This is a genomic window from Psychrobacter cibarius, from assembly GCF_016107535.1.
Lineage (GTDB): Bacteria > Pseudomonadota > Gammaproteobacteria > Pseudomonadales > Moraxellaceae > Psychrobacter > Psychrobacter cibarius.
Genome location: NZ_JABASQ010000009.1, coordinates 20,959 through 35,569, shown reverse-complemented (window position 1 = coordinate 35,569; position 14,611 = coordinate 20,959). Strand labels below are relative to the sequence as shown.

Annotated in this window: 13 protein-coding genes; 5 read left to right on the top strand and 8 right to left on the bottom strand. The window is 42.7% G+C overall.

Features of this window, described 5'->3' with window-relative positions; genetic code table 11:
* The first annotated feature begins 2 nt into the window (after nucleotides 1-2).
* The gene (locus JFC08_RS07390; RefSeq protein WP_198330268.1) at nucleotides 3-692 is read left to right on the top strand and encodes a putative quorum-sensing-regulated virulence factor; all 690 of its coding nucleotides are present in this window, start codon (nucleotides 3-5) and stop codon (nucleotides 690-692) included.
* 36 nt (nucleotides 693-728) lie between these two features.
* Here JFC08_RS07390 and JFC08_RS07385 read toward each other — a convergent pair whose 3' ends face one another.
* Complete coding sequence (locus JFC08_RS07385; RefSeq protein ID WP_198330267.1) at nucleotides 729-1,619, bottom strand: alpha/beta hydrolase family protein; 891 nt, start codon at nucleotides 1,617-1,619, stop codon at nucleotides 729-731.
* 474 nt (nucleotides 1,620-2,093) lie between these two features.
* On the opposite strand from JFC08_RS07385, the gene JFC08_RS07380 reads away from it, so the two are divergent.
* Nucleotides 2,094-2,771: an LOG family protein gene (locus JFC08_RS07380; RefSeq protein ID WP_198330266.1), complete on the top strand. Its 678-nt coding sequence runs from the start codon at nucleotides 2,094-2,096 to the stop codon at nucleotides 2,769-2,771.
* 138 nt (nucleotides 2,772-2,909) lie between these two features.
* Here the strand turns inward: JFC08_RS07380 and JFC08_RS07375 are convergent, their stop codons facing one another.
* Entirely contained in the window at nucleotides 2,910-4,514 is a 1,605-nt protein-coding gene (locus JFC08_RS07375) for an FAD-dependent oxidoreductase (RefSeq protein WP_198330265.1), read from the bottom strand.
* Nucleotides 4,515-5,040: 526 nt separating this feature from the next.
* Here JFC08_RS07375 and JFC08_RS07370 point away from each other — a divergent pair.
* Nucleotides 5,041-5,475, top strand: coding sequence for a COG4315 family predicted lipoprotein (locus JFC08_RS07370; protein WP_198330264.1), 435 nt, complete (start codon nucleotides 5,041-5,043; stop codon nucleotides 5,473-5,475).
* Nucleotides 5,476-5,584: 109 nt separating this feature from the next.
* Here JFC08_RS07370 and JFC08_RS07365 read toward each other — a convergent pair whose 3' ends face one another.
* Together JFC08_RS07365 and JFC08_RS07360 are read right to left on the bottom strand one after the other, a co-directional pair.
* Nucleotides 5,585-6,673, bottom strand: coding sequence for a peptidoglycan bridge formation glycyltransferase FemA/FemB family protein (locus tag JFC08_RS07365; protein ID WP_198330263.1), 1,089 nt, complete (start codon nucleotides 6,671-6,673; stop codon nucleotides 5,585-5,587).
* A gap of 227 nt (nucleotides 6,674-6,900) precedes the next feature.
* Entirely contained in the window at nucleotides 6,901-7,524 is a 624-nt protein-coding gene (locus tag JFC08_RS07360; protein WP_198330262.1) for a YceI family protein, read from the bottom strand.
* Between the two features lie 466 nt (nucleotides 7,525-7,990).
* Here JFC08_RS07360 and JFC08_RS07355 point away from each other — a divergent pair, with 466 nt between their 5' ends.
* On the top strand, nucleotides 7,991-8,272 hold the full coding sequence (locus tag JFC08_RS07355; protein WP_011281173.1) for a type B 50S ribosomal protein L31: 282 nt from the start codon (nucleotides 7,991-7,993) through the stop codon (nucleotides 8,270-8,272).
* A gap of 140 nt (nucleotides 8,273-8,412) precedes the next feature.
* On the opposite strand, the gene JFC08_RS07350 is transcribed toward JFC08_RS07355, so the two are convergent.
* From JFC08_RS07350 to JFC08_RS07335, 4 genes are all read right to left on the bottom strand, one after another.
* On the bottom strand, nucleotides 8,413-9,261 hold the full coding sequence (locus JFC08_RS07350; protein ID WP_198330261.1) for an SGNH/GDSL hydrolase family protein: 849 nt from the start codon (nucleotides 9,259-9,261) through the stop codon (nucleotides 8,413-8,415).
* Nucleotides 9,262-9,265: 4 nt separating this feature from the next.
* Complete coding sequence (locus JFC08_RS07345; protein ID WP_198330260.1) at nucleotides 9,266-10,663, bottom strand: nicotinate phosphoribosyltransferase; 1,398 nt, start codon at nucleotides 10,661-10,663, stop codon at nucleotides 9,266-9,268.
* 132 nt (nucleotides 10,664-10,795) lie between these two features.
* Entirely contained in the window at nucleotides 10,796-11,845 is a 1,050-nt protein-coding gene (locus tag JFC08_RS07340) for a bifunctional nicotinamide-nucleotide adenylyltransferase/Nudix hydroxylase (RefSeq protein ID WP_193008924.1), read from the bottom strand.
* Nucleotides 11,846-12,022: 177 nt separating this feature from the next.
* Complete coding sequence (locus JFC08_RS07335) at nucleotides 12,023-12,982, bottom strand: alpha/beta fold hydrolase (RefSeq protein WP_198330259.1); 960 nt, start codon at nucleotides 12,980-12,982, stop codon at nucleotides 12,023-12,025.
* A gap of 859 nt (nucleotides 12,983-13,841) precedes the next feature.
* Between JFC08_RS07335 and nfuA the strand changes: the two genes are divergently transcribed.
* Nucleotides 13,842-14,525 carry a Fe-S biogenesis protein NfuA gene (gene nfuA, locus JFC08_RS07330; RefSeq protein WP_198330258.1) on the top strand — a complete coding sequence of 228 codons (684 nt, stop codon included), beginning with the start codon at nucleotides 13,842-13,844 and terminating at the stop codon, nucleotides 14,523-14,525.
* The last annotated feature ends 86 nt before the right edge of the window (nucleotides 14,526-14,611 follow it).

Below are 14,611 nucleotides of genomic sequence, written 5' to 3'. Positions count from 1 at the left end.
TTATGACTGATACTGCGCTGATTATCGATACCGAAACCGATCAAGGTCGTGATCCGCGTCCGATTCAAGTGGCGACTATTAATGTAGCGACGGGTTTTGAGTGGATGAAATACTTTAATAGTGGGCGCTCGATATCACCCATGGTCATTAGAATTCATGGTATTACCGATGATGATGTCGCCGGTCTTGAGCGCTTTGAGTTGGAGGCGTTTGAGTTGCCGCAGTATTTGATTGGGCATAATGTGCGCTTTGATTGGCGGGTGATTGGCAGTCCGTCCGCTAAGCTAATATGTACGGTGCGGCTGGCGCGCGTCGCCTTTCCAGAGTGGAGCGCCTATGGTCAGTCGAAATGTATTGAGCAGTTATTAGGTAAAGGCGAAGCAAGTAGGCTGACGATTGCCGCTCATGATGCGCTCGGCGATGCACGCATGTGTTATCTGCTTTATCAGGCCTGCTGCGAGCGTTTAGAGATTGCACCGACAGATTTTGTGGCGGCCCATGCTATCGCCAATAAAGCCAATCCGGTGAGCAAAATGCCCTTTGGTAAACATAAGGACATGCCGATTAAAGACGTACCTATCAGCTACGTAAAATGGATGCTAGGTAACATCCATAATATGCAGCCGTCGCTTTATTCTGCTTTGACCAAGCGTGTTAAAGCAGAACAGGCAGCAAAAAACACGCAAGACTAAATAGACTTGCGCTTAAATGGATTAACTAAACAGAACTTATTGCTGCTTAGCTAACCAATCGACTGCCATTTGCCAAAGCTGCGGGGCTTTGGCATTGGTTCTGCTACTAAAATAGCGCATATGACCGATACTATTTAAGCCGAACTCTTTTGGCTCAAAAAAGCGTTTTTCGACTGGCATTTTGCTAAAGACGCGAATCATATCATCCATGTTTTTACTATTGGCAATCTCATCATCGCTAAAGCTGAGCCACAATGCCGGCATATCAAGCTCATCATAGAAGTGAGTATGAATGCTTTTGCCAAAAGCGGTCTTGATATAGCCTGCGCCATTGCACCATTCGCGCCACTGACGAGCGACGCCGCGTGGTAGCGGCTCGCCCATACCGATTTTATCCGCTGGGGTATAACCGAAGGTTAAGTTAGTGAGTGGGATAAAGGCATCCATAAAACCCATTGCTTTGAGCTTATAAGGCATGTCCATATTTTTGATGCGCCCTGATGAGCAAGCGACATTGAAGACCGACGTAATGGCTTGGTAGTTTGGCATTAAACCTATCAGCTGACCACCGGCACTATGACCAATTAAATGATAAGTCGCATCGGCAAATTCGTCTTGTAAGGCATCAAGCACGGCTGGCATATCATGGCGACCCCAACTGATTAAAGAGGCGTCACATTTAGCCAAATCAGACGATAGCGATTCGCCGATACCTTCATTATCAAAGGTTAGGACACCAAAGCCACTGGCTGCTAAATAAGTGGCAAAATTGTGATAAAACTGCCGTTTGATACCGGTAGCTGGCGCTATCATGACCGCTTTTTTCACCTCATCTTTAGGGCGATAGACAGTCGCTGCCAATGCCCGATTGCGATCAGTCATGATGCTTAGTGCATAAGTATCCGTTTGATTCTGCGTATTTTCCATGGTTTAACCTTAATATGTTTTTGTCATTTTTATGAGTAAGTGCTTTTTTATCAGTAAGTGCTTTGGGTAAATAAAGACGCTTAAGATGCGCTGAGCGTTTAATAATCAGTGTTAATCATATCGTCATTGAGCTGCGATTATTTAATCTATGGCATAACTCTGCGATAACCGCATGATGACCGAGTTACAACACCGCTTATGGTAAAATAAATCTTAGGTAGGAAGGTAGGCGAAAATGACTTCTAAGTTCTATAAGCAGGTTCTATGTGCGAGTTCTATGTGGTTTGTTTTGCACAATATTAAGCAAAAAAATTAATCAGTATTTATTTTGACCAATCAAAACACATCAACAAACCAACAGGTATGAATAAACGTGTTTTAATAGCCAAGTATTTAGTAGCTAAGAATTTAATAGCTAAGTATCTAATAGCTATATATTTAATAAAAAGTCGATATAAAAATTAAGGAAGTTTTATGCAAATGAAAATTAATAATGACACTTATGAAGTCATTACCAGTCAAGATATTACCAATATTGAAAAAGCAGTGGATAAATCAGCGTTGACGATGCCGTTAGTGGCGGTTTATTGTGGTTCGCGTTTGGGCAATAATGAAGTCTATGAGCAGGCAGCGCGCGAGCTTGGCCGTGAGCTTGCCGATAATGGCATGGGTCTGGTTTATGGCGGCGCGAGCATCGGGCTGATGGGCGCAGTGGCAGATGAAGTCATCCAAGGCGGCGCGCAAGCGGTTGGTGTGATTCCAACCTTTATGCTCAAGCACGAGATTGCTCATGAGCAGCTGACCCGCCTGCATTTGACCGATACCATGCATACCCGTAAAACGGTGATGGCAGAATATGCCGATGCCTTTATTACCTTACCGGGCGGGCTTGGGACGCTAGAAGAAATTATGGAAATCGCTACGTGGCGTCAGTTATATCAGCACGAAAAACCGATGATTATTCTGAATATCAATGGCTTCTACGACCGTATGATTGAGCATTTAAAATATACCGCTGACCAAGGTTTTATGAAACAAGAAGATTTGGAGCGTTTGGTGGTATGTAACACGATTAATGAAGCCATTGAGCTATTAAAAACAGTCGTAAAAATAGACGATGCAGTCGATACCGAAAAAATGGCTGGTAATTAAGAGTACATATTCTTATTTATAAATGCTTTGATCTGTACATGCTTTTATATATAAATGTTTTTATCTATAAAAAAAGAGAGAAGGGCTGATCGTTAGCCATTCTCTCCTTTTTTTGTTCAATTTTTAATAGAACGCTTTTTATATCTCAGTAGCACTTGCATCATTAGCCGTGTTGAAACCCTTTAAAGTTGTCTCGCCAATACCGTGATTCACATCAGCCATTGCTAATGGAAAGCCTCGTTGCTCAGCCAGTGTACGCGCGACTTTATCAATCGCCATGCTATCGTGTTTTGTCAAATACGCCCAATTATGAGCATAACGATTGCGGTTGGCTGGCGTGTCATGATCGATTAAGCCAAGTTCAGTCAATTCATCAACGATTTGATCGGCAGCAATCAAAGTCGAGGATGCTTTGACGTTTTCTGCCCGCGCATAGCGAATATTGGCATATAAGCTGACATCGGCAACGCGCAGCGTATCGTCTTGTCCAGGTATTTGCTGGCCGCCGTATAGCGCATTGCCAACCGTACGCGCGCTATGAAAGGTCGGTACAAATTCAGCCACGTAATCAATCGCTTGCTGGCTGCGCGCTTGCAGCGGCGCTTTATCCCAGCCGTCTTCGATATAGTGCAAGTATTGCGACGGCAATTTCGGTTGGGCGCTATTTTTGTTAGAGGCGACCAAGCCATCATCAAATAAGGTGATAAATTTACTCATGCCATGTATTTGAAAATAACCATTAGGATAAGGCGTTAACTGCGCCATGCCTTCAGGGGTGCCGCGCTCACCGTAAACGATAATTTCTGGTATTTGTCCGCCCGTATCGTCCCAATGAGTAATATAAGAGGATTTAAACTCGACCATACGCGTGACTTTGACACCGACCATATCATCGATGATACCGGTACGAAAACCACAAGCGTTGATTAAGTAATCAACTTCGATAGAATCCGTTTTAGTATCAGTATCAGTATCAGTATCAGAGCTCGCTGCTTGCTGATAATCAATGCGCCATCTGGTCACATGATGGTCAGCATTTGAGCAGTTTTCACAATCCACAGGCATGACCTGTTTCACTTGTGTATCGGTAAAGACATGCGCGTGCTCATAGCCTTCTAAAGCCACTTGTGCAGAAGCTGCCAAACGGAAAATATTCCAGCCATACTCTTGTACGACAATCAGCGGAAATTTAACCTTATTTAAATCCAAATACTTAGCAACTGGTATCATCCATTCGTCAACCGTACTCGGCACCGCGACCTGCTCGCGCTCAGACAAAGCAATCAGTTGCTCATGGCTATAGAGCTGATAGTAGTTTTCAGGTTCGCCAAGTACTTTATTATTAGCATCTTCGGCGATAAGCTCACGATAAGCGTCAGTCAAGATATCAAGGCGTGGTAGCAAATCTTCTGGCAAGCCTTCATCGCGAGTTGGTACGGCAAATACTGTTGGGCGAACATCGATGGTATAAGGATAAAGGCGCAATATATCGATACATTGTTTGAGGAGAGCCACACAATCTTCATCAGGAATTTCGCGGTATAGATTGCCGCCAGCATGCAAGTGACACATCGGTGGACCATCAATCAGCGATTTGTTTTTTTCAAATACATAAGTTTCAAGCCCTAATGCCGCAAGGCGAATAGCAATGGTTGCTCCTGCCGTACCACCACCAAGAATACCGACGCGTTTGGCAGAGTGCGCTTGGTTTTTCACTGGGTTTTTAATGAAAGAGTGAGTCATTGTCGTTGTCATATCCTTAATAGCAGTTACAGCAGGTCATGCTCGGTGTATTTGTTAAATGTTTTATTCTAAAATCTTATTTTAAAAAATTTGTCCTAATGGATGTTGTTCTAAGCCGTTTATAACTATTGATATGCGTGCAAAGGACGTCAAGTTCAATATGCATATAAAGCCGCAAGAGTCATATTTGTCATTGTGTAGTAATTCTTAATATGTATAGGGTATTCTACGAAAAATGACAACCAATATGATGACAAATACGTAAGTAGATAGGTGAGTTTTGTCAATGAATGGCTATGGCGCTTGATAGCAATGGCTATGCCAGTTTACCCAATTTGCAAATACATAAGCTTTTGTAAATTTATATAGGGATAGAAACGACTGCGCTGTTGCATATGCTATATTAAAACTGCTTGAAGTCAGCGATAGGTTTTTTTGCTGCTTAAATAGTCTGACGATGAGAAAAATCCAAATAGAAATTTATGATCATAATCACAATCACAATCAAAATGACAAGGAAGTTATTATGAAACGTATGCTTATATTATCGGCTCTCACTGGTGTTTTAACGCTTACTGGTTGTACTACGTTAAACAATGTATTCGGCAATGATGATTCTGGCATGCATGATGTACAAGCCACCAATAAAAATACCGCGCCAGTCGCGAGTAAAAACGGCATGTTAGTCGATGCAAGCAATCACATGACCTTATATACCTTTGACAAAGATGGGATGAACAAATCAGAGTGTGGTAGTGCCTGTCTAATTGCTTGGCCCGCATTTATGGCACCGAGTAATGCCAAAGCGTCAGGGCAGTTTGCAGCATTTCAACGCGAAGATGGCAAGTATCAATGGGCGGTAAATGGTAAACCGTTATATTTCTATGCTAATGATACAAAGGTGGGCGATAAAAATGGCGACAATAAACTGGGCGTTTGGCATATCGTCAAAACCAAGTAAAGTAAGCCCGTTGTCTACCGAAATGAAAGACAATTAGCATCAAAAAAGCAGCCATCGTAATGGCTGCTTTTTTATTGGCTTGACTGATTAGAATCGTAAAATAACGCGATCAAATATCTGCCAAAGCTTCAGCTTGTTCAGTCTCCAAGATACGTTCTTTAGTAGGCTCTTTTCTATATAAAGGGAAAAAGTCGGAGCGTAAATCATTTTCGGTGAACCAGCTATCAGCGACTAATGCTTCGTATTTTGCTGGATTAACGACGAGTCTATAAGTTTTGAATAATAACTCTTGTGAGCTAAACCCTTTTTTATACTCATACAAAGAATCTAGATTAGAGCCTACGCCGCCGCCAAGATGGAGTAATTTATAATGATTGGTTCTGCCCCAATCACGAGCCACATGGGTAATGAGTTTGGAAGGTTGTAGATGGGTATAGGCGTTGAGCGTGCCTCCGAGATGAAACTGCATAATGCCCGATTCTTTGCAGATTGTGTAGATAGAGGAGCCAATGGCTTTATTATCCTGATAGGCAGTTATCAGTAGTATTCTGTCTTGCAGATTTTCGAGCAAATTAAAGAAGTAATCATCATCAAAGAAGTAGTACTGATCTGCCTTCACCTGCGCCATCGTTTCTTTGTAAATATTGGAAAACATCACTGCATTCTCTCTGGTTAAACGCTCAATTTTTGTCACGACATCCATTTTTAAGGCTTTTTTAATGCCTCTACGATGACGATTTTGAGTCTCGCTCCAGTGCTCCTCTTCAGATTTACTCAAGTCAGACATCAATGTCAATCCATGAGTGAGTGCTTTGCCGACCGTTGGTAGCCATTCTTTATTGATGATTGGATGCAGTCGCATGAATAAAGACACACAGCCTTTTGCTAAGAGAAAACCCCTTACTTCTGCCAATATTATGTCTAATTCGGCATCAGTGAGAGACTTATCCATGACAGGACCGCCGTAACCATAAGTAGAAGTCGCATCCCAATGCTCTGAGTCGAGTTCTCTTATAATGAGAGGCAAAAAGATCTTTTTATTGTTATAAGTGGCAATCACTCCTTGAGGAGTGCCTTTATCGACAATAGCTGACGCAGCAATCCAACCAGATAAGTGATAAATATCAAAGTGATAATCAGCGATGTTTTTATCCCATTCAGTATTTATCTCGGTAAAGTCTACCTGTACTGTATCCATCTTTCTGCTCCCTCAGCGTTATGTTTTATATTCGTAAATCCGTATATATGAATATAACAATAAAAACTGAGGTTAACAAGCAAATGGAAAGTATTTATGCGATTTATTGAATATATAAATGTCGAGTGAGTTGATTCATTATTGTCAAAAAAGCAGCCACTATGATGGCTGCTTTTTTTTAGAGTATGTAGAGGAAGTAGCGATTTGTGCTTGGCTAAAAATTAGACTTATTTAGATTTTTTGTTGGTTTGCGCTTTTTTCTCTATCAACTCACCATCGATTTGGATCGGGACATTGGTGGTAATGCCATCTGCGAAAGCTGTCATACCATAGGCTGCGCGATCAATATTACCCGTTGCACGGAAGCCAATAACTGGCTCTTTGGTAAGAGGGCTGTTGGCGATTTTATTCAAAGTCACATCCAAAGTTAATGGTTTGGTTTGACCCAGCATAGTAAAGTCACCTGTGACCTTGGCTTGTTGCGGATTTATAAATTTTACGCTGGTTGATTTAAAGGTCATGGTTGGATATTTAGTGACGTTAAAAAATTCAGCCTTTTTTAAATGCTCATCACGTGCATTCCAATTGGTGTCAATGCTATCGGTTGCAATGGTGAAGCTCATATTGGTTTTACTGGGTGCTTTAACATCGTAATTAACGACCCCTTTGACGTCGTTAAAATGACCCATGGTGGTCGAAAACCCTAAATGATTGACAGAAAATCCCACACGGGTGTGCGAGTCGTCTAATTGCCATTGACTAGGCAATGCCGCACCTGCAACAGTAGTGAGTGCCAGTGCTGAGCTGATAAGCAGGGCTTTTGCGCTATTCTTCATAACAGTATTTATCATTATATTGTCCTTAGTGAGTGTTTATAAATAGTGGGTGCTTGATTAATGAGGCGAAATAAGACGGTATCCATCATTATTAACAAATGATGAATATCAAAAATAATTATCAACTAAATCTAAACATAAAATATATATTGATTATTTAAACTAAAATATTATTATACTAATATAGCGTATACTTCTCAACAAAATAGAGATCTTGGTGACAACTTAGCACATATATCACTCACAACTGCTGCTTGCGTCTAGCGGTAAAAACCGTTAAAATCGCGTTTTGATTTTCCCGCTGGGGAAAGGCTAAGTGAGCAGAGGAATGGTGTTGGGTGCTGGAATAAGCCAGTGACGCAGCTGCCATACTTATCAATGTCCCTTAGTGCCTCAGTTACGTATGTCATGACTTGCTTGACACATCGTCTAAGATGGTGTTCAAGAGTGCTATACATACATCGGACATAGAGAGTTTATTATGCGTAAAGATATCCATCCTAATTACCAAGAAGTTTTATTCCATGACACTAACGCTGACGTTTTTTTCTTAACTCGTTCAACCGTTAAAACCAAAACCACTCGTGAATACGAAGGGTCAGAATATCCATACTACCCGCTTGATATCTCAAGTGCGTCGCATCCATTCTATACTGGCGAACAACGCAAAACTTCTACTGAAGGCCGTGTTGCTAGCTTCAACAAACGCTTTGGTGCATTTGGTGGCCGTAAGAAAGCTGCTGATACTGACGCTGCAGAATAATTCACACGTATTGCGTGATATTATTTTGAGCATGTGTTTTCTCAAACATGCACAGCTATAGTATTAAGAACATAAAAAAACCGCTGACTATTCAGCGGTTTTTTTTGTTTAGATTTTTAGAAGTAACGCCTCAATGGTTTTTAATCAGTCAACTCAGCATCGGAAAGGGAAGGATTCAGTAACTGTATAATCAACTCTGACAATTGCTGCGCCCAATAGCCATACATGAGGCTGCTAGGATGAAAACCGTCACTGGCAAACATCACTTTGATATCGATTGGAGTACCGTTCGAATGCTCTGCTATCATTCTTGGAAAGTCAGTGGCCATGTAGGTAACACTATCATGAGCGGCGCAAACTTGCTGCAACGTGTTATCAAGGATAGAGGCTTTAGCACCCACAAAGTTACTTAGCGGGGCAGGTATCGCAGGCATTTGTGCCATCGGCGGCAGGCTTAAAAAAATCAACTCTCGCACGCCAAATTTACGCTGAGCGATAGCGATAATACTTTCAATTTGCTGTTGCCATTTATCCACCGAGACTTTGGATGTGGTGTCGTTAACGCCGACACTCAGCACCATCACATCAACAGGCTGGCTAGGCGCGGTTAGAACATAAAGCCTACGCAAGATATCAAAGCTGGTATGCCCCGTCGTCGCTTGCAATGACCAGTTCAGTATATCAAACTGATTTTGAATAGCGGACTGCTGCGTCAAAACAGGAATTAAGTTACCGACAAGCGCCTCTTGCTGCGTCTCACTACCGACGCCAGCCGCCGCCGAATCGCCAACGACCATTAGGTTTAATGTCCGCTTGTGCGCTTCTTTTAGCGACTCAATCGCGTCATTTAATTGAACTCGCCCGTGCCTTTCGCCATTTGGCTCAGGTAGACGTACCGTATCACGCTTAATTTTGCGCCCTTGATAAAGATAAATAGGAGCAAGCAGTACATCTCTTGCCACCGAGGCGATTTTATTGCTATTTATCATATTGCTACCATCCTGCACGCTTCCGAATAGTGGTGAGATTGTCTTCAATTAATAATTTACCATCGACATAAATATCACGCAGTAGGTTATCTGCGTCTGCAGCTAGGTCTTCAGCCTTGATGGTTTTTAGCTGTCCATTGCTGTTTTTGACCAGCGCCAAACGTCCCTTCTTTGAGCGTTTTGAGCGGCTGGTAATCGGGTCTTTATAGATGTCTGTCCATGTGCCATCGATAGAGATAGCGCTGGCTTTCATCGCCCAGCTCATGGTGTCGCGGTTGACTTGTTGTAATAGACCACCGCCCATACCAAAGGTCACGTTATCTGCGCTAAAGCCTGCTTTCATGATCACCTCAATGATCTTAGTTAAGCTTTGTGGGCTGATACCATCCCCTTGGATGACACGTACATAATCAGGCAGCACTTTATAACCTTTACTATTAATCGTCGTTCCAAATTTTACTGCCAAGCGCTCTAAGGCTTCGCGAACCACTTTGGCAGGCTCACCACTATCGGGTCGGATGACTAAGGTGCCGCCCATGTTTTTGACGTCGTCTTTCAGGCTGCCGCCCCAAATATTATCAATGGCGTTCCATAAGTCATAGCTGTCAGAGACCACTGAGAAGCTTTTACCTACGCCGCCAAACTGCTCAATCATATTGGCAAAAGCAGCGGTTTCGCCGTCACGACCCCACGCGGTCATGGTGCTATGCTCAGCGGCAGGAATAGAAAACGCGGGCATGTCTTTATCCATGTGGTACCAGCGGCTGGCAGCGACTAACGCCGTCATCGAATCGGTTCCAGCAAAGTTCACTAAATGCGCTAGGCTGCCGAGCGCGACAGACTCTTGACTAGATGCCCCGCGCGAGCCGAAATCGTGCAAACGAAAAGTGAGCGATTCGGTATTGTCTGCTGATTTTTCTAACGCCTGACGAATAATGCCTTTGCAATAATGCGAGACACTAGCGACGGTTGATGGATACCAAATGGCACGGAGTAGCGCCGTTTCGATATAGCTTGGCAGCCAATAAAACTCAGGATCGGTATTGATAACTTGGCAGACTACATTGGATACTGGCACGATGCTACCCTCAGGTATGGCTTCGATGCGCAGTGGCATGTAGCCGCCATGTTTATCAACCAAACGCTCCCAGCCAGCACGGTTAAAGGTCAAACCATGTGCTTGAATGACCATTTCGGCTTCATCAATGTCTTGATGAGTGATTGGCGTGCTTAGATATTCTTTAATAAAGGCTTGCAAGCCAAAGAACACCACATCGTAGTCACCTTTACGCGCCTCAATGTAGCTGGACAGATACTCACTACCTTTTGGGTATTGCACCCAATGTGAGGTTTTGTAGCTGTCACTATTTAGAATTAAATTATTTAAATTGCTGGTATACATCACAGAACTCCTCTGCTTTGAGTTGCCGTAGCTGCGTTAATGAAAGAACAGTTACGGCAGTTAGCCCTTGCTGTCTATCAGCTTGGGCGTGGAAAATTGTTAATGAAAAATCGGATAATCGTCTGATAAAACCTACAAACCAACCATTTTAGTAATAATTGCATAATGGTCTTCAAACATCATGGTAGCGTCAAGCTCAGCGAGTGGTAGCCAAAAAGCCGTGGCTGCATCGTCGCCGCCTTTTACTTTTGGCAAGCCTTTTGGGTCATTTTTAAGCTGAAAATAAAAGGCTTGAGTAATTGTACGACCACGTGCTGAGCGATATGGGTCATCAAAGGTATGCTGACTATGACAAGAGCCGCGCAATACTGGTTCAGGGACTTTTAGGCGAGTCTCCTCACGTAGCTCACGGATACAGGCATCGAATAAGGTCTCTTTTGGATTTAAAAATCCGCCTGGTAATGCCCACAGTCCGCGCCCTGGCATGCTGCGGCGCTCAACCAATAGAATATGTCCTGACTGGACAATCAGAGCATCTGCTGTCATAAAAGTTGGTGGATAAGGCGCTGATTCCCACTGTCTTTTATATTTATCAATAAAGTCGGCTTCTTCGTGCAGATTTTGATATTCGTCTGTCTTTTTGAAGTCATTTAGAACCTTGCGCGTCGACTCAGGCGTGCGTTCAGGAGTCGGGGTCGCACCCATTAGATAGCTATCGCGAATCGGGGTAGCGGATAGGTTGTGATAGCTCGGTACTGAGACGGACGCCCAGTTGGGGAATAGCGATAAATAATACGAGGAGCTGTCTTTGGAATGACCAATCAAGCCGATATCAGTTTGCAAATCACCAGTGATAGACTTCACGCCTGCTTGCACGTACTGTAGCCAGCGTGTGTCGTTGTAGAGTGCATCATCTAGAGCAACGCAGTGAATACGTGCTGCTTCTGCTGCTGAATATGCGCCTTTAATCATGGCAGCACGCTCAGCGACGCTGAATGGATTGCGTAAACTACGCGGTAAGTTAGCAGAGCCGATCAACATAATGACATTATCAGCACGCTTCAATGCTTCGTCGATGACCGCTTTATGTCCACGATGGAAGGGCTGGAAACGCCCGATAAAAACCAAATAACGATAGTGTTTATTGTCTTTAGCTGAACTTTGCTCTGATGATTCGCTCATATACGCCACTTTCCTACTACGAATATTTCATTGGTTAAAATTTATTGAGTAAAAAGTAATGACGCCAATACTGACACAGCCTGTCACTCGCTGACAAGTATAAAGATGTTTAGAGGTGTGCGGTTTTTGGTTATAGTCCGTACCATGTTGTAGTTAGGCTACAACCGCACCGCTATTTTAACAGGCGTGCTGCTCAATCCACGCGGTAACTGTTGGCCAAATCTCTGTCGCCGCATTGCGACTGATCATAATGCGGCTGTGCGTATAATCATCCAAATCCCCATGGCTGAGCGAGTATTCTCGAAAAATATTGGCAGGGTTTTTAAAGGGTTCAAAAAACAGCTGACAACCACGAGTAGGGGAGATGAAATTGTCGCCTTTTGCGCTGATAGCATAGATAGGTATCGTGATTTTTGGCATCTGTTGCCGGTAGTCTAAAGGTGCATCATCAGCGGCGAATGTATCCATGCTGGCTGTATTAAATGTACGTTGCTTAAGAAAACTGCTGTTAAAGTTTTTTTGTAGATTCCAGTCGTACCACTGGTTCATCATATGATAGCTTTCATTAAAAGGCCCTAGCTTGATTTTTTTAGCAGGGATATAGCCAACCAGCCGCGTGAATAATTTTGCTACAAGAATTTTAGTATGATTTATCGGATTTATTGCAGCGCCATAAGCTTGGCAGGCAAACATGCTGGCGCTATTAATTTTATCGATATAGCAGGGATGCTGGATCAAAAACATCGTTAAACCAACCCCGCCGCCGCTGTGGGTGACGCAATGTAGATTATCGAGTTTTAATTCCTCAAAAAGATAGCGAAAAGTCGCTTCATAGTCATAGGTTGCAACCGTTTCGAAGTTGAATTTTTCTTTGGGTATTGAGCTTGCGCCATGACCGCGCCATTCCATGATGTAGCAATGATGACCGAGGCGGGCTAGATACTCAGCGATTTTCAAACAGGTTTGTTTGTCCGAGAACGTGCCGTGCGTCAAAAATATGTTTTGAGATTTTATGACAAAGGTATTGGTGGTAAGGGTATCGCTCTTTGTTTCGTCTTTTGTATTATCCACAATCTTCCAAACGGCTACTTGTTCGTCGTCTTTGGTCGTTACTAGATTCAGTGTTTGTGTCATCATAAGATTGATTCAACTAAAATATGAAATTTCTGCTAGCTTAAATGTAATGTTTAACAATGAAAATTATAGTAATAAATATAAAGATGCTAAAAAATTGCGTTATAAAATAACGCTTGAATATCCTCTTTTCTTCGATATCTAAGCGATCTCTATAGTCAATATAAAAGAATATCAACTGGAGTAATGGATTGCGAAAAAATACCAACGCTACATGAATTTTGATATAGCGAGACATAATTTCTTTTACAGCTTTGGTATAGTCAACACCCTCCGGTACTAAAAGCGCGACGACTATAATAAGGGCAACAAGAATGCCTAATATAATGATCAATAAGTAAACCTATAAAAAGGTATTTAGGACAATACACTTTACCTTGTAAATAGATCTAAAACTAGCGCTAGAAAATAGCAAGCATGATAAGTGCTTTGGTTGTATGGTCTCACACAGTGTTAGACATGCCGTAGCATTCGGAAGAAAGTAGGTGGTTAGTTAGTGTTCTAGGTGCTTGATAATCACGGTAGCTGTCTTTATATAGTAGGGGATATATCAATCATTAGATAAGCGCTATTTGTCGTCTCTATTTCGTCATTGTTAATAAAGCATTGATAAAACCGATAGCAGTCATTTGTGAGCATTTTGGTTTAATTCACAGTAGCGCAGTCGGAATTGTCGTCTGAGTACGTTATAATAGCTGCTATAAATTGAGCAAAATGTTATAACAACGGCACTCCGTATTTTAAGACAACAGACCGTAATGATTGATAACCCGCATAACTTATACCCGCTACCTAATTTTAAATTCACGACACAGTAGCCATGACAGATATAGCGTTTGTGTCATAACGCATAGGACATATTATGAGTGAGCACAACCAAGCTGAGAGCCAACTAGACCAGTCAGCAGACTATGAATCAGCGCTAGATACTGAGCAAACTGTAGCAAAAAGCAATATTACTATTACTGAGTCAGCCCAAAGCTACTTAGCAGATTTGTTATCCAAGCAGGATACCGATGGTATCGGCGTGCGTATTTTCGTTGAGCATCCAGGTACGCCGCGTGCAGAGTGCTGTATGGCTTATAACCAACCGGGCGAAGAGGATAGCGCTGACCTGCGTTTTACGTATGAAAGCTTTTCTGCCTTTATCGAAGCGGCGTCAGTTCCTTATTTAGAAGATGCGGTGATTGATTATAATAAAGACCGTTTTGGTGGTCAGCTGACCTTCCGTGCACCAAATTCTAAAGTGCCTAAAGTGGGTGCGGATGCCAGTGTCGAAGAGCGTATCAACTACGTATTGCAGTCAGAGATTAATCCCGGCTTAGCGGCGCATGGTGGCGACGTACAGTTGCTTGAACTGATTGATGAAGAAGGCGTTGGGCTGACTGCGGTATTGAAGTTTGGTGGTGGTTGCCAAGGCTGTTCAGCCGTTGACATGACCTTACGTCAAGGCGTTGAAGTGCAGCTGAAACAACAAATTCCAGAGCTGACCCAAGTGATTGATGAAACCGATCATACCCGTACCGAAAACGCTTACTATAAATAGAAATCTCAGTAAAAGCCAAAGCGTTAAGTAATATCTGAAGAGTTATTTTAATTAAAAAGCCAAGTTTTGATGAACTTGGCTTTTTT

Coding starts and splice junctions, on each gene's coding strand:
- JFC08_RS07380 (WP_198330266.1), top strand. CDS start 2,094: ATGCAAATGAAAATTAATAATGACACTTATGAAGTCATTACCAGTCAA.
- JFC08_RS07375 (WP_198330265.1), bottom strand. CDS start 4,514: ATGACTCACTCTTTCATTAAAAACCCAGTGAAAAACCAAGCGCACTCT.
- JFC08_RS07360 (WP_198330262.1), bottom strand. CDS start 7,524: ATGATAAATACTGTTATGAAGAATAGCGCAAAAGCCCTGCTTATCAGC.
- JFC08_RS07385 (WP_198330267.1), bottom strand. CDS start 1,619: ATGGAAAATACGCAGAATCAAACGGATACTTATGCACTAAGCATCATG.
- JFC08_RS07355 (WP_011281173.1), top strand. CDS start 7,991: ATGCGTAAAGATATCCATCCTAATTACCAAGAAGTTTTATTCCATGAC.
- JFC08_RS07345 (WP_198330260.1), bottom strand. CDS start 10,663: ATGTATACCAGCAATTTAAATAATTTAATTCTAAATAGTGACAGCTAC.
- JFC08_RS07365 (WP_198330263.1), bottom strand. CDS start 6,673: ATGGATACAGTACAGGTAGACTTTACCGAGATAAATACTGAATGGGAT.
- JFC08_RS07340 (WP_193008924.1), bottom strand. CDS start 11,845: ATGAGCGAATCATCAGAGCAAAGTTCAGCTAAAGACAATAAACACTAT.
- JFC08_RS07370 (WP_198330264.1), top strand. CDS start 5,041: ATGAAACGTATGCTTATATTATCGGCTCTCACTGGTGTTTTAACGCTT.
- JFC08_RS07350 (WP_198330261.1), bottom strand. CDS start 9,261: ATGATAAATAGCAATAAAATCGCCTCGGTGGCAAGAGATGTACTGCTT.
- JFC08_RS07335 (WP_198330259.1), bottom strand. CDS start 12,982: ATGATGACACAAACACTGAATCTAGTAACGACCAAAGACGACGAACAA.
- nfuA (WP_198330258.1), top strand. CDS start 13,842: ATGAGTGAGCACAACCAAGCTGAGAGCCAACTAGACCAGTCAGCAGAC.
- JFC08_RS07390 (WP_198330268.1), top strand. CDS start 3: ATGACTGATACTGCGCTGATTATCGATACCGAAACCGATCAAGGTCGT.